This is a genomic window from Undibacterium sp. TJN25, from assembly GCF_049339885.1.
Taxonomy (GTDB): Bacteria; Pseudomonadota; Gammaproteobacteria; order Burkholderiales; family Burkholderiaceae_D; genus Undibacterium.
Genome location: NZ_JBMPPM010000007.1, coordinates 1 through 13,433 on the forward strand (window position 1 = coordinate 1; position 13,433 = coordinate 13,433).

A 13,433-nucleotide genomic window follows, 5' to 3' on the forward strand; every position below is an offset into this window, starting at 1 on the left:
GTGATCGACGTGGCATTACTAGGCATTATTCGACGCTGGCACATTCGTGACCAGGTCCCCCTGAGAGAAATCGCCAGACGCTTGGGTATCTCTCGAAACACAGTCCGGCGCTATCTGCGCTCGGAAATCACAGAGCCGGCCTACGCGGAGCGGCAAACAACAAGCGCCATCGACAAATATGCTTTCCAGCTTTCAGGCTGGCTAAAGACAGAGGCAGGCAAAAATCGCAAGCAGCGACGCAGCCTGAAACAACTGCACTTGGATCTAAGGGAATTGGGATTCGAGGGGTCGTACGACCGGGTGGCAGCCTTCGCCAGGCAGTGGAAGGTGGATCAAACTGACCGGGTCAATTCAGCGAGCAAAAGAACACACAGCACTATGACATTTTCGCTGTTCGACGTGGCGGCATCGTTGGTGTAGTTGAAGCTTCCGTTTTGAACGGTACGGTCGTCTGAAACGATGTATTTGTCGTGGTGTATCGCGTAGACCGAAACCGTTCGCACGGGGATTCCTGCATTCACCAACGCCTTAAGCGCCGCAATATTATTTTTCTTTTGATTGCGGCGGCTATCCACAATCACCTTCACATCCACGCCGCGCTTTTTTGCATTGAGCAAGGCATCGGACACGTGTGTCGAATTAAAGGAATATGCGGCGAGCCTGATTGTCGAGACTGAGGCATTGATCACCTTTACCACCAGTGCCTCTGCCCCCTCATCGGGAGAGAAAGCATTTTCAATGGCCGGTGAGGCCGGGCCGGCAAGAATGCCCGTTTCAGCGCCCTTTGTATCTGAAGAAGACAAAGCTTCTATGGGACGTACAGCAGCAAAGACAATTGCCAGGATGAAGATGAGTTTTTTCATGACATTATCGCTTTTTGCATTGATTTTTAAGTACCTTATTAGCGGTCATTTGCTTCGCCGTCATTTGCTTGCCAGGCGCGCAGTTAATTGGTAATTCTTGGGCGCCTTGCCTGTCGCGCGCTTGAACGCCGTGCTAAAGGCACTTTCCGATGTGTATCCCAGCGACCAGGCCAGGGCCGCTACGGAAACGTCTCCCGTCCGCAGCGCCCGTTCTGCAAGGTGCATGCGCCATTGCGTCAAATAGCTAAGCGGCGCAACGCCGACAACTTTTTTAAAGTGCAGCGCAAAACTCGTGCGCGACATTGCAACCGCCTCGGCCAGTTCTTCCAGGTGCCATGCACGGCTGGGGTCGCTATGCATCAGGCGCAAGGCCGGCGCAACACGGTGATCGCCCAGCGCCCTGAGCCACCCGGCGCCAAAGGATTCGGAAGTCTCCAGATGCGCGCGCAGAATTTGTATGAACATGATCTGCGCCAGCTGCGCCGAGACCAGGCTCGCGCCCGGGAGCGTCGATGCCCGCTCATGGACCAGCTGTTCAACGAGCCATTGCAGCTTTGTCGCCTGGGAAGACGCTGCGCGGATATGTATCCAAGGCGGCAGGACATCAGCCAGCAGCCGCCCGCTGGACGGATCCAGCAGCACGTGGCCGCCCAGGTAGCTGAAGTCCTTGCCGTCGCCGACTGTCGCATAGTTGTTGCCCTTGCCAAATAGCTCCATCGCATTCACCGATGCCTCCGGCAGAGTGGCCGAGTCGCTGGCCAATACGAATGACCGCGGCGCGTTCAACAAGAGCACATCTCCCGCAACGGCATAAACCGCCTCCGGCTCGCCCTCAATGCGAATCCAGCATCCACCCTTTGCAACAACGGCAAATTTGATCTTGTCCGGCGCGGGGAAGCGAATCGCCCACGTACCGCCGGCCGCAAAACCCCCGGTAAGCAGGCTTTCGGCATTGACGAGTTTGAGTATTTCAGAGAAAGGATCAATCAGCATCGTCGAACTATGGCGCAAGTTTTATGAATTTTCAAGCATTCATAGTTCAAACAGACGTGGTTAGACTTGCCTGGAACACGTTGGACGTGCTTCACAGCCGCCGGTGCTTTTTTCCAGCAATCTTAAAACATGGGCAGATATGAGTAATGAATTGGTTTTGGTCACGGGTGGGTCCGGCTTTATCGGCGTGCATTGCATTCTGCAGCTACTAAACGCGGGGTATCTCGTACGGACAACCGTCCGTTCATTAAAGCGCGCAGACGATGTGCGCGCCATGCTGAAGGAGGGTGGCTGCGACGCCGGCAACCGCCTGACTTTTGTCGCAGCCGATCTGGGCGCTGACGCGGGGTGGGTAGATGCGGTGGCCGGGTCTACCTATGTGCTGCACGTGGCCTCGCCGACACCGCTGAATAACTACGCGCATGAAGATGAAATGATCATTCCCGCGCGGGAAGGTGTGCTGCGCGTGTTGCGCGCGGCACAGGATGCCAAGGTGAAGCGCGTAGTCCTCACGTCGGCTTATGGCGCGGTCGGCTACGGCCACCCGCGCCAAACGCAGCCGATTGACGAGAGAACATGGAGCAATCTCGACGCCGCTCCCGCCTATCAAAAATTAAAGACGCTGGCCGAACGCGCCGCCTGGGATTTCATTGCCGGCACCGGCACCAGCCTTGAACTCTCCGTGGTCAATCCGGTGGCAGTGTTCGGGCCGGCACTAGGGCCAGATTATTCGCACTCGCTGACGATGGTGCAACGCCTGATGAGCGGCAGCATGTTCGGCTGCCCCAAACTCCACTTCAGCGTCATCGACGTACGCGACGTGGCAAGCCTGCATTTGCTTGCGATGACACATCCTGATGCAAAAGGCGAACGCTTTCTTGCGAGCGCCGGAGCAGACATATCGGTACTGGGCGTGGCAAACATACTGAAGAGCCGCCTGGGAACATCAGCGAAGAAAGTGCCCACAAAAGAACTGCCGAACTGGATCATACGTCTGGCAGCATTACGGGACCCCGTCGCCAGGGCGCTGGTGCCGCATCTGGGATTGACCATGAATGTGACGAGCGAAAAAGCCAGGCGTGTGCTTGGCTGGAAGCCACGCCCAACAGAAGAAGCTATAGTCGCAACGGCTGAAAGTTTTGTCCGGCTAGGCCTGATCTGACGATGAGGAGGCGCCCTGAAGGGAAATTGCGGTGAATGCATTCAGGGCGCGTTCAGATAAATGCCTGGCTTAATTCGCCAATTTCCGCTTCTTGCGTAGCGCCAGTATCTGAGCAGTCACTCCGAGGACGAGTATGACTAGAAGGCCCGCCTGGGCCCCGAGAAGAAGCGGGGATTTCAGGTCGGTGACAAATGGATGCCCGTCTGGAACACGGCGCAGCGTTTCACTCACGGTAGGCACCATCAGCAAAAAGGCCGAGAGGCTGAGGAAAATCGTTTCAATGTAAATGGCCGCTCGTCCCAAAAACTGCATTTTCGCCGCACCATATCCGATCATCAAAAAGAGGATGGTGGCGATGGCAATACCGTAGCTCACCGGCTGATGCGCGAACAGAAAGATCGTTCCCGCGCCAATCAGCATTGAGACAAAGTACACGGTCCCCGCCCTTGTCCGCGGCGTAATCCGTCCGTAACGGGCAAGCATATAGATTGCCAGCGGGATAGCGGGCAGGCTGCCCAGCGTGTGCAACCAGCCTAAAGGTGATATTCCAAACATGTTGATACCCTTTTTAATGAAGTCTTACGAAGATGCGGCAAAAAATTCAAACAGAGCGAAGCTACCAAAAATCTCCCTACTAGTTGATAGAGACATTAAGCGAACTTTCGCATTAATAATTTCGGTTCAGACGGGCAGTAGCCGGCTTGGTAATGCATGGGTAATAACGCCGAAAATATTCGCGTCGCCATAGGCGCGGGCCGACAGCATGGCGCCATGGACCGTAGCCATAAAACCTTCGGCCTCGGTTCTTGCTGACGTTGTCAGCCGCATCTGCCCATGCGCTGCGCCGCGCTCCAGAACAGACGTCAGCCACCCCGACAGGAACCGGAAATGCGCCCGTACTTCAAGTGCCACCTCTTCAGGAAGAATCGGCAACTCGGTTGCGAGTAATGCACAGATACAAAAGGGAGCGGTATTGTCGGAGATGCAGGCTTCCCAATACTGGATATAGGCGCCGAGTTGCTCAACCGGCCCAGGAACATGACGCTCCAGCTCAGCCATGCCAAGCTGCGCTTCTTCCCGATAACGCGTTATGAGCGACCGCACCAGAACGGCTTTGCTTGCAAAATGATGATGAATAGTCGCATTGCTTACGCCCACCACTTTTGAAATGTCGGCATAGCTGAACCCGTTATACCCGCCCAGAACGATCAGGGAACGGGCGCAATTCAAGATTTCTTGAGAGGTGTTGTTTGATTTCATGCTCGCACTCTACCTACTAGTATGTAGAGTGTCAAGGTAGAAAAGATTTTTTCCATTATTCTCAACCGGAAATATATTCCAGGAGCAGCAGGGTGCCGGCAGCGCCTGCTTCCTTATGCGCTACGTGAGGCTTTGCACTTATCCCTAGGGTTCGTGAAAAACCGCTTCTACGTTATGCCCGTCCGGCCCAATGACAAAGGCTGCATAGTAGTTCGCGTTGTACTGCGGGCGCAGGCCAGGCGGGCCATTGTCCTTGCCGCCGGCCGCCAGTGCCGCATGATAGAAAGCGTCGACCTGCTGGCGATTCCCGGCCGTGAAGGCCAGGTGAAGAGGCGCCGGCTTCTCTGCGCTCTGGTACAGGCATAATGAAGTCTCACCCGTTGAGCACAGCTCTACGCCGTAGCTTGGTTCCCCCTCCGCGATGATAGTGACGCCCAGCGGTTCAAGCGCCTTGAGGAAGAAGGCCTTGCTTGCCGCATAGTCGCTGACTCCGAATTTGACGTGATCAAACATGGGTTCTCCTCCAGTGTGCAGGCCCGCGCGAGGCCCAGGGTGCTTTCATTTAATCATCAGCCGGATCTTACCGGGTAATGCAGCAAACACCGGTGGGCACTTTTATGCCGTCGCTGAAAACTGCGCGGCAACGCATTAATTATCCGTCGCCGCTGCCCAACGGAGTTCGCTGAGATAGTCATGCGTGTCCGTTGCCATCCACGACGACCTGAATTCTACCGGCTCGCCGCGCAAATCGTAACCGGTGCGTATCGACAGCAGCACCGGATGTCCCGCGGGCAGCCCGAAATCTTTCGCCAGCTTTTTCGGTAGCAAGCAGGCCCTCAGACGGTCTTCAACGCGGCTCACCGAGATGCCGCATTGCTGCTCCAGAAATGAGTACACCAGGTGGAATGGCGTACCGTCCTCGCCCCACTCCTTTGTTCCCACGCGCGCATAGGGGAAACTGATGGTTTCCAATACCAGCGGCACGCCATCCAGCACACGCCTGCGACGCAAGCGATAGACCAGTTCGCCGGGCTTCAGTTTAAGCGCCGCCTGTTCGTCGGCATCCGCAACTACACGCTCTCTCGACAACAGGGTATCTTCCGGCAACCTGCGCACACCATCGGCGCGGTCCGTCAGCCGGTAGAAGCTGGTGAAGGCACGTTCATTGGTGGCGCGTGTGACAAAGGTGCCCCGTCCGCGATGACGGGTAATAAGCCCCTGGCCGCTGAGCACGTCGAAGGCTTTTCTTACCGTGCCGACGCTGACCTTCATGTCCTGCGCAATGGCCTCTTCGCCGGGCAGCACCTGGCCGGGCAGCCACTCGCCGGCAATGATGCGGTCATGGATATAGCGTGCGAGCCGGACAAATGCCGGGCTGAGATCGATAGGTGTCATTTCTATATTCTATACAGAATATAGAAATAACACTATAGAATTTGATTCCAAACCAACACTCCCCTCGCTATAGTCCTTGTTGTCGATGCCCCTCCCCCAATCCGCCAGGCTGGCGGGCGTCTATATTTTTTCCAATCATTCGTTGAGATATTGCCATGAACAAGCACATCCATCGCATTGCTTCCGTCGAGGCTCTGCACGTAGGCCAATTTCTGTATGCCCGCATCCGCACCGAGGCGGGGCTGACCGGCTACGGCGAAGCAGGCTCCTGGGGCCACATCGAAGCTGCCAAGGCCGCGCTGGAAAAATTCGGCAAGTATCTCGTCGGCCAGGATGCCAACCAGATAGAACTGCACTGGAATGTGATGCAGCGCTTCTCCCACTTCCGCGGCACAGCGGTAAACGCCGCCGTATCGGCGATCGATATCGCGCTGTGGGATCTGCTGGGCAAGCGCCTGCAAGTCCCCGTCTGGCAACTTCTGGGCGGCAGCTACCGCAACAAACTGCGTGTCTATGGCCACGTCTATGCAGAGACGCTGGAAGAAGTCCTGTCTGAATGCCGTCGCCTGCGGGATGAAGGTTTCACCGCGGTCGGCCATATCAATCCCTTCCTGGACGAACCGGAAGGCCAGGAATATTTCCGTTCGCACGCAGGCAAGGTCCGTGACGCCAAGGAGCGCGTAATGGCGTTTCGTGAAGCGGTCGGCCCCGATGTCGATCTGCTGATCGAGATGCATCGCCGCCTGAGCCCTGCCGAGGCAATTGCGATCGGCCAGGTGCTGGAACCGCTGACGCCGATGTGGCTTGAAGATCCGCTGCGCCCCGAATTCTATGCGCAGATGACAACGGTAGGCCATGCGATCAGGGTACCTATCGCCACCGGCGAGCGCTTCTGCACCCCGGCGGAATTCCAGCAGCAGCTTGCCGGCGGCGGTGTGCGCTATGCCCGCGCCTCGGTCTGCGTATGCGGCGGCATCACCGGCGCCAAAAAAATCGCCGCTCTGGCCGAAGCGCAGAACGTCGATATTGCGCCACACAACCCGCTGTCGCCGATCAGCCTTGCGGCGTGCATGCAGGTTGCCGCCTCGGTTCCCAACTTCGCCATCCAGGAATATCCGACCGGGTTTGAAAACCTGGTCCTGAAGTCTGGCCAGACGCTGCTCGGCTCCGACCTCGTAAAAAGCCACCCGGTACCGCAGGCAGGTTTCATCACCGTACCGGACGCGCCGGGCATCGGCGTCGAGCTGGTGGATGATGTTGAGTACAAGCGCGCGCCGCTCTACCGCCCCGTATCAATGCGTCGCACCATCGACGGCGCGCCGCTGGACCAATAAGCGGATCGGATCGCATCGTGCCTCATCTCATCGTTGAATTTTCAGCCGGCTTGTTTTCTCCGGAAAGCCAGGAAGAAACGCTGTTTGAACTGAACACCGCCCTTGTCGGCAGCGGCGCCATCCAGAAGGAAAGCGATCTGCGGTCGCGCATGATTCGCCTGGATGTGACACGCGTGGGAACGGAAGCCGGGCTGCGCGGGTTTATCTATGCGCAATTGCGCATCCTGCCGGGGCGGACGCCGGCAATGCGCGCGGAACTGTCGCAACGGATCGCCGAAGTCATCCGGGCGCGTTGCGCACGCCCCGCCGGCATGGCGGTACAGCTTAGCGTTGAAGTCGTCGAGATGGAGCGCGAGTCCTACGCGAAGGAAGTGCTCTAAACAATTGATCATTGGCAATCGACCTTTGTCGATTGCCCATTACGAATTACCGATCACGAATTAGCAATGCCAGAAAGCGGCAGATCCAGGCCAGGCGCAGAAAAAACTGCGCTGGCACCATGAGACCGCTGGCGTGTTCATCATCAAAGCAAGAATGAAGGAGACTGCAGCATGCAAAACACCTTAAACCCCGAGCTCGATATCGGGCAAGCCGGACAAATAGGACAAAACAGATGGCTGATTATCCTGCCCACTGTGTTCATCGTCTACATGCTCTCGTATTTCGACCGCGTCAATATTGCGATGGCGCTACCGCACATGAGCAAAGAGCTGGGGCTGACATCCACCCAGGCAGGCTGGATCGGCGGTTCTTTCGCCTGGGGCTATGCGCTGACGCAGCTGCTGGCCGGCTACCTGGCGATGAAGTTCGGCGCGCGGCGGCTGGTTGCGGTCTGCCTCATCCTGTTCGGCGCGGCAGCGATGCTGACCGGATTTGCAACTACATTCTGGGAAGTGCTGAGCGTGCGCATCTTGCTGGGGCTGGCCGAAGGCCCCGTGTACGCAGGCACATCGATCCTGCTGGCGCAGTGGTTCATGAAGGCCGAACGCGGCCGGGCATTCGGCATCTGGAATCTCGGCGCACCGCTGGGAGGCTTCCTCGCCGGCCCAATCTCTGGCGCCATCATCTCCCACTACGACTGGCGCGTGATGCTGATTGCGGAAGGTTTGCCCGCATGGATATTCTGCCTGATCTGGTTCAAATCCATCCCCAAAAGCCTGGACACCGCGCGCTGGCTTGCAGCTCCCGACCGTGACGCCATCAAAAAGACCCTGGAGGAAGAACAGGCCTCCCATAAAGAACCGGAAACCGATTCCTGGTGGACGATCTTCAATGAACCTGCGGTCTGGCTCATGACCCTGGGATTCGGCCTGAATACCATTTTGCTATACGGTATTACCCTGTGGCTGCCGACTGTCATGAAATCCTACGGCCAGCTGAGTGAAACCGCGATCGGCTTCTTTGCCGGCGCACCGTTCGTCATGTCGATGCTGGGCATCTATTACATCAGCCGCCGCTCAGACAAGCACGGCCAGGAACGCCGCTGGCATGCAGCAATACCGACGATGATCACGGGCCTGCTGATGTCGGTAGCGGCATTCATCCCCGCACCCTTGTACTACGTGCAGATTGCGCTGTTTATCCTGATCGGCTTTACCCTGAAGATGCTGATGCCGCTGATCTTCTCCCGGCTGACGGAGATCCTTCCACTGCGCAAGGCAATGCCGGCTGTTGCCTTCGTCAGCGGAGTCGGAAACCTGATCGGCCAATTCCTGGGGCCGCTGCTGGTCGGCTACGTCAGATCGATTTCGCCTGACTATAAAATGTCGCTCCTGATGCTAGGTGTAGCAGCATTTCTTGGCGGCGTCGCCATCGCGGTGTCCAAGACGAGGAACGAACGTCACTGAGATTTTTTATGCAGTAAAACAAAGCCCCGCAGTTGCGGGGCTTTGTTTTTCGCTGATTGCTTGCCATTGTCCGTTGCCAGCCCGACCTGACGGCACGTCAAACCGACGCTTATCTTCTGGCGGCCACCGCTGGTCGGTAGACGTTAGAGTGTTTTCCCAACATTAAAATTCCCAATCTCAAGATTGGCGCGATGTTGCCGTTAATTGTCGTTCGCGCCACTTCATCGCCCGCTGCTTCTTCACGATAATGCAAGCTCCTACAACGAAAGGAGCATTCCATGTCACTCGTCACCGCCGTTCCCGCTGCCGACAGCGCACTCGCCCTGCGGCATTTTGAATCGCTACTGGGTTTTGAAACCGATTGCTGGGATGTGCATGATGCGCTCGCGAATGCTCCGCATGATTTTGTGCTGCTGGACGTGCGCAGCCATGCGCTGTTTGAAAAAGGCCATATCGCCGGCGCTGTCAGCCTGCCGCACGGGAAGATCATCGAATCCAAGCTGGCGCCCTACCCGGCCAGCACCGTATTTGTCACCTATTGCGCGGGCCCGCATTGCAATGGCGCGATCCGTGGGGCGATACGGCTGGCCAAACTGGGCAGGCCAGTGAAGACCATGCCCGGCGGCGTGACCGGCTGGCTGGACGAGGGATTTATACTGGAAACCGGCGGAGCAGCTAATTCGGATTGATATCCCGCCGGGAATGATTCCAGCGCCCGATGCACCGGCACGGAAGCACGCTATGCCAGCCCGCTTATTTCGCGTGCATGCCCTGCGCACCGCGGCGACGATTCCAGGTTTCGCCGCCGGGAAATAATTTTCTTCCAAGTTCGATAAACGGCTGTTCGACGATTCTATAAATACCATACGAAACCGCAATGGTGGCCAGCATGGACAAGGTAATGAACGAGTGAGGGTAAGAACGCAAGCCGGAAGACTGGAACCAGAAGAAGAACAGTGGATAGAAAACGACGGGGTGAAAAAGATAAATCGAGTAACTGATTTTTCCCAGAAAAATGCCGACCGCATTGGAGGGCTGATAAAAGCGCGTGCACACAACAAAGATGCAGACCGCGGCCAGATGGGACGCCTGCACCCGCAAGGCCGCCGGGTCGCCGTTCACAAAATTCCGCAGATGCGGCAGCGCGCCGAACGTCAGGAAGGCGAGCATCAAGATCAGTGCGGCCTGCTTTCCGGCTTTTTTGTCTGCTTCCAGTAGCCATTTCCGGTATAGCAGGCCGAAGAACATAAAATCAAGGTAGCGAAAGCTGATCACCAGTTCCAGCGTGTCTTTATCGACGCCGGGAATGATGCGGCAGACCATCTGAAGCGCGAGCATGCACAGCAGAAAAAGCATGATGGCCTTGAAAGACTGCAGGTATCCGGCAGCAAACAACAGGATGCAGGCGCCATAGAATACAAGCTCGAGCGCAAGCGTCCAGTATTGGCCCATGATGTCGTCGAACCCCAGGAAGCTTTGAAGCATAGACAAGTTCGCAACCACCATCTGCCAGCTTATTTGCCACCCCGGCGGCTGGCCGTAGTCCTGCATGCCGAGGCGCCATGAGACAAACACCAGGGCCAGCGGAATGGAAAGCCAGTAGGCCGGATAAAGGCGGAAGAAACGATGCGCGATAAAATTTTTGATCGGCGCACTTTGATATCTGAACAGGCTGAACGGGACGACAAAGCCGCTGATCATCAGGAAAATGCAGACGCCGGTTTCACCCACACCTATCGTCCTGGTAAAAAATTCGATAAGGCTGTTTTCCAGCGGATTGACATGCACACCGGGAGCTGGCGTAATTTCCGCCGTGTGCTGGTAAACAACGAACAGCGCCGCCAGGCCGCGCAGCACGTCGATGTAGGCATACCTTCCGGCAGGAGCTTTTTGCGGCACGGACATGGCGGTGCGTTGGCGATGAATTGGAGATGGGTTGCAGATGCGTATCAGCGCTTTGCCGGATACTTGACACAAAAATCTACCGTCGGTGGCGCGGCCGACTTCATGCAGTAAAGGAAATTAGCGGGAAGATCCGAAAACTCCTTTTTTTCGCCCACGCGCAGCGCAAACGCATACAGGGAGTTGTATTTGCAAGACTTCTGTTTTTGCGCGCCGCCCACCTCCTCACTGCATACCGATGCCACGATCAGATAGTGACACTTACCGCTGGATGATTGGGTGCAGCTGAATTCCGCCGTTTCCGGAGATAAAACGGTATTGGTAACCGCTTGCTGCGCCTGGACGAATCCAGGCAAGAGAAACATTATCAACAACACGCAGCGAAGCATTTTCATGGCGGCAGGCATCTTGGGTTGGGACATAGTGATTATAGCAACAATATTGCATTATTTGCAATCACCAAGCTGACTTTTATTACGCCAATGTTGCGTCAGCTCTCCCCTATCCTCGCTGGCACTGGCTATAACGGCAGATGCAAACCATCTTCTGCAAATTGCAGCGGCCCCTGGTACGCCTGCCGTATTGATGCCGTCACCGTATCGCGTTCTTCGTCCACTGCCGGAGAAATATGGCTCAGCAGCAGCCGCGCAGCGCCCGTGTTCTGCGCAATCTGTCCTATGTCCCTGGGTGCGGTGTGCAGCGTGTACAGCACCTCCGGTGAATCTGGCGGGTCCAGCACCACGGTATTAAACACCAGCAGCTGCGTGTCTTTGGCAATACGCTTCAAGTCCGCGTGCCCATGCGGATCGATATCGCCGCTGAAAGTGATGCTCTTGCCTTTATAGTCCACCCGGTAGATGACGGCGGGCGCATCGCGGTGATGTCCGGCGATGGCGCTGATGACCAGGCCGTTTTCATTCACGATCACGCGCGGCGCGATGCCTGGTTTACGCACCGCAAACAGGTCCGTTGTCTTGAACGACACCGGCGCCGCAAAATCCTGCAGATAGCCGAATGCGCCCTGCTTGCCAAACATCAGGCTGATGAAGCGAGACGTAGACGGAAAGCTCGCGGCCACCTCACCGTCCTTGTCCTTGCCGCCCCTGCTGCCGCCCGGCCCAAAGACATGGAATACGATCTTGCCGCGTGTGCCTACCGCGCGCGCCTTGACCAGGCCCGGCAAACCGCCCGCATGGTCTGCGTGCAGATGCGTCAGCAGCACGATATCCACATCCGCCAACGCCAGCCTCGCCTCCCCGGCACGCACAAAGGTGCCCGGCCCCGCGTCCACCAGTATCCGTGGTTTGCCGTCCAGCAGCACTGCATAGCCGGCGCCCGCACGGCCGATGGCGCCGGGGCCGCCGGAGCCGAGTACCACAAGCTCCAGTGCAGGAGGCTGTGCGGCATCCTGCGCCTCGCTTATGCCGGCGAAGCATGCTAGGAACAAGAACAGCAGGCTGAAAACGAAACGCGGTATACGCTTTATAAATGGGAAGTTGGGACGCATTATTTTTCCTGAATTTAATTTCTATCACAACAGGCGGATTGCCAATAACGCTAGCTTGGGAGGGCCACCTCAGCACTACACTTGCCCCAGCACCCATTCCTTGAATGCCATCACTCCCGGCAGCTGGCCGCCCTCTTTCCGGTGCACGATGTAATAGGCAAATTCATGCGCCTGCGCATCGCCGAAGGGCCTTACCAGCCTGCCTGCGGCCAGATCTTTTTCCACCAGCGAAGTGCGGCCCAGCGCGACGCCGTTGCCGGCAATGGCGGCCTGCACGACGGCGGCGGAATCATTGATCTGCAAGCCGCGCGAGCAGTCCACGCCTTTGATGCCCGCCTTGGCAAGCCAGGATTGCCATGTAGGGAAGCGGCTTTCGTTGCGCATGGAAAGGTCGTGGATCAGCGGATGGTGGCACAGGTCGGCCGCGCTTTTCAGCGGAGGCTTGCCGGTAACGAGGCTGGGGCTGCATACCGGGAAAAATGCATCGCTGAGCAGGCGGGTTGCCACCAGGCCGGCCCAGTGGCCGGCGCCGTAGCGTATACCCACATCTACGCGGTCGGCCGTAAAGTCCACGATGCGGCCATTGGTGTCGATACGCAATTCGTAGGCGGGATACTGGGTCTGGAAGACGTCCACACGGCTGAGCAGCCATTTGTCGGCAAAGGCCGGCGGCACGGTAACGGTGATGGCAGTGCGGGATGCCCCTTCTTTCAGGCGGGCCACCGCAGCGGACAGGCAATCGAAACCGGTTTGCAGATCCGGCAGCGCGGCGACGGCTGCATCTGTCAGTTCCAGCCTAGCGGGGCCGCTCTGCGAGCGGTGGAACAGCGTCACGCCCAGGTTCTCCTCCAGCCCGCGCACCAGCTGGCCGATGGCGGCCGACGTGACGCTGAGTTCTTCGGCCGCGCCGACATAACTCAGGTGGCGCGCAACGGCTTCAAATGCGCGCAAGGCGTTCAGGTGGTGGGGCGCTCTCATGCGTGCTGAAGGTCCGGAAAATTACCGCAAAAGTTACCGAAAAAGTTTTTCCATCTCGCTCCGACAGATCTTCTCATTTGTGGGAAAGCGCGTCAACCGCCATAGTGCAGTCACGGCAAACGCACACACAAGCGCACACAACAGCGCATGCAGAAGCGCCGTTACACCCCACAATTATTTGAGGAGAATCAC

At 57.3% G+C, this 13,433-nt stretch carries 16 protein-coding genes; 6 read left to right on the plus strand and 10 right to left on the minus strand.

Features of this window, described 5'->3' with window-relative positions; all coding sequences use genetic code 11:
* Positions 1 to 420 (plus strand): helix-turn-helix domain-containing protein (locus ACO0LO_RS17925; RefSeq protein ID WP_422965912.1); only part of this gene is annotated, 420 nt, incomplete at its 5' end.
* Here ACO0LO_RS17925 and ACO0LO_RS17930 read toward each other — a convergent pair.
* Positions 333 to 863, minus strand: a complete 531-nt coding sequence (locus ACO0LO_RS17930; protein WP_422965914.1) for a phospholipase D-like domain-containing protein — start codon at positions 861 to 863, stop codon at positions 333 to 335. The genes ACO0LO_RS17925 and ACO0LO_RS17930 overlap by 88 nt on opposite strands.
* A gap of 60 nt (positions 864 to 923) precedes the next feature.
* The gene (locus ACO0LO_RS17935) at positions 924 to 1,856 is read right to left on the minus strand and encodes an AraC family transcriptional regulator (protein ID WP_422965916.1); all 933 of its coding nucleotides are present in this window, start codon (positions 1,854 to 1,856) and stop codon (positions 924 to 926) included.
* A gap of 139 nt (positions 1,857 to 1,995) precedes the next feature.
* Here ACO0LO_RS17935 and ACO0LO_RS17940 point away from each other — a divergent pair, with 139 nt between their 5' ends.
* On the plus strand, positions 1,996 to 3,018 hold the full coding sequence (locus ACO0LO_RS17940) for an SDR family oxidoreductase (protein WP_422965918.1): 1,023 nt from the start codon (positions 1,996 to 1,998) through the stop codon (positions 3,016 to 3,018).
* A gap of 69 nt (positions 3,019 to 3,087) precedes the next feature.
* Here the strand turns inward: ACO0LO_RS17940 and ACO0LO_RS17945 are convergent, their stop codons facing one another.
* The 4 genes from ACO0LO_RS17945 to ACO0LO_RS17960 all read right to left on the minus strand — a co-directional run bounded on the left by ACO0LO_RS17945 (position 3,088) and on the right by ACO0LO_RS17960 (position 5,673).
* Positions 3,088 to 3,573: a hypothetical protein gene (locus ACO0LO_RS17945; RefSeq protein WP_422965920.1), complete on the minus strand. Its 486-nt coding sequence runs from the start codon at positions 3,571 to 3,573 to the stop codon at positions 3,088 to 3,090.
* 126 nt (positions 3,574 to 3,699) lie between these two features.
* Positions 3,700 to 4,278 (minus strand): TetR/AcrR family transcriptional regulator, encoded by a 579-nt coding sequence (locus tag ACO0LO_RS17950; RefSeq protein WP_422965922.1) that lies wholly within the window; start codon positions 4,276 to 4,278, stop codon positions 3,700 to 3,702.
* A 144-nt stretch (positions 4,279 to 4,422) separates the two neighbouring features.
* Positions 4,423 to 4,791, minus strand: coding sequence for a VOC family protein (locus ACO0LO_RS17955; RefSeq protein WP_422965924.1), 369 nt, complete (start codon positions 4,789 to 4,791; stop codon positions 4,423 to 4,425).
* Between the two features lie 135 nt (positions 4,792 to 4,926).
* Complete coding sequence (locus ACO0LO_RS17960) at positions 4,927 to 5,673, minus strand: GntR family transcriptional regulator (RefSeq protein ID WP_422965926.1); 747 nt, start codon at positions 5,671 to 5,673, stop codon at positions 4,927 to 4,929.
* 155 nt (positions 5,674 to 5,828) lie between these two features.
* On the opposite strand from ACO0LO_RS17960, the gene ACO0LO_RS17965 reads away from it, so the two are divergent.
* The 4 genes from ACO0LO_RS17965 to ACO0LO_RS17980 all read left to right on the plus strand — a co-directional run bounded on the left by ACO0LO_RS17965 (position 5,829) and on the right by ACO0LO_RS17980 (position 9,543).
* Positions 5,829 to 7,007, plus strand: coding sequence for a mandelate racemase/muconate lactonizing enzyme family protein (locus ACO0LO_RS17965; RefSeq protein WP_422965928.1), 1,179 nt, complete (start codon positions 5,829 to 5,831; stop codon positions 7,005 to 7,007).
* Positions 7,008 to 7,024: 17 nt separating this feature from the next.
* Positions 7,025 to 7,387: a 5-carboxymethyl-2-hydroxymuconate Delta-isomerase gene (locus ACO0LO_RS17970; protein WP_422965930.1), complete on the plus strand. Its 363-nt coding sequence runs from the start codon at positions 7,025 to 7,027 to the stop codon at positions 7,385 to 7,387.
* A gap of 171 nt (positions 7,388 to 7,558) precedes the next feature.
* On the plus strand, positions 7,559 to 8,854 hold the full coding sequence (locus ACO0LO_RS17975; RefSeq protein WP_422965932.1) for an MFS transporter: 1,296 nt from the start codon (positions 7,559 to 7,561) through the stop codon (positions 8,852 to 8,854).
* Between the two features lie 278 nt (positions 8,855 to 9,132).
* Positions 9,133 to 9,543, plus strand: coding sequence for a rhodanese-like domain-containing protein (locus tag ACO0LO_RS17980; protein ID WP_422965934.1), 411 nt, complete (start codon positions 9,133 to 9,135; stop codon positions 9,541 to 9,543).
* A 64-nt stretch (positions 9,544 to 9,607) separates the two neighbouring features.
* On the opposite strand, the gene ACO0LO_RS17985 is transcribed toward ACO0LO_RS17980, so the two are convergent.
* From ACO0LO_RS17985 to gcvA, 4 genes are all read right to left on the minus strand, one after another.
* The gene (locus tag ACO0LO_RS17985) at positions 9,608 to 10,759 is read right to left on the minus strand and encodes an acyltransferase family protein (protein ID WP_422965936.1); all 1,152 of its coding nucleotides are present in this window, start codon (positions 10,757 to 10,759) and stop codon (positions 9,608 to 9,610) included.
* A 44-nt stretch (positions 10,760 to 10,803) separates the two neighbouring features.
* Positions 10,804 to 11,178 carry a hypothetical protein gene (locus ACO0LO_RS17990; protein ID WP_422965938.1) on the minus strand — a complete coding sequence of 125 codons (375 nt, stop codon included), beginning with the start codon at positions 11,176 to 11,178 and terminating at the stop codon, positions 10,804 to 10,806.
* Between the two features lie 98 nt (positions 11,179 to 11,276).
* The gene (locus ACO0LO_RS17995; RefSeq protein ID WP_422965940.1) at positions 11,277 to 12,263 is read right to left on the minus strand and encodes an MBL fold metallo-hydrolase; all 987 of its coding nucleotides are present in this window, start codon (positions 12,261 to 12,263) and stop codon (positions 11,277 to 11,279) included.
* Between the two features lie 75 nt (positions 12,264 to 12,338).
* On the minus strand, positions 12,339 to 13,241 hold the full coding sequence (gene gcvA / locus ACO0LO_RS18000) for a transcriptional regulator GcvA (protein ID WP_422965942.1): 903 nt from the start codon (positions 13,239 to 13,241) through the stop codon (positions 12,339 to 12,341).
* Between the last annotated feature and the right edge of the window lie 192 nt (positions 13,242 to 13,433).